The sequence below is a fragment of the Hafnia sp. HMSC23F03 genome (assembly GCF_001816025.1).
In the GTDB taxonomy this organism is placed as follows: Bacteria; Pseudomonadota; Gammaproteobacteria; order Enterobacterales; family Enterobacteriaceae; genus Hafnia; species Hafnia paralvei.
On sequence record NZ_KV824205.1, the window covers coordinates 1 to 701 of the forward strand.

The 701-nt window shown below is 50.9% G+C and carries 1 protein-coding gene; it reads right to left on the minus strand.

The window, feature by feature from the left end; all coding sequences use genetic code 11:
• A partial coding sequence (locus tag HMPREF3091_RS04670; protein WP_139146194.1) for an elongation factor Tu occupies positions 1-701 on the minus strand: 701 nt, incomplete at both ends.

A 701-nucleotide genomic window follows, 5' to 3' on the forward strand; every position in this document is an offset into this window, starting at 1 on the left:
TCTTCACGCTTGATACCACGCAGCAGAACACCAACGTTCTCGCCTGCACGACCTTCGTCCAGCAGCTTACGGAACATTTCAACGCCAGTACAAGTTGATTTAACGGTATCTTTGATACCAACGATCTCAACTTCTTCACCAACTTTGATGATACCACGCTCTACACGACCGGTAACAACAGTACCACGGCCAGAGATAGAGAATACGTCTTCGATTGGCAGCAGGAATGGCTTGTCGATAGCACGTTCTGGTTCTGGGATGTAAGAATCCAGAGTTTCAGCCAGTTCTACGATCTTAGCTTCCCACTCAGCTTCGCCTTCCAGCGCTTTCAGAGCAGAACCACGGATGATTGGAGTGTCATCGCCTGGGAATTCGTACTGAGACAGAAGTTCACGAACTTCCATTTCTACCAGTTCCAGCAGCTCTTCATCATCAACCATGTCGCATTTGTTCAGGAACACGATGATGTAAGGAACGCCAACCTGACGACCCAGCAGGATGTGCTCACGAGTCTGAGGCATAGGGCCGTCAGTCGCAGCAACAACCAGAATAGCGCCGTCCATCTGAGCAGCACCGGTGATCATGTTTTTAACGTAGTCGGCGTGCCCTGGGCAGTCAACGTGCGCGTAGTGGCGAGTCGGGGTGTCATACTCAACGTGAGAAGTGTTGATGGTGATACCACGAGCTTTTTCTTCTGGCGC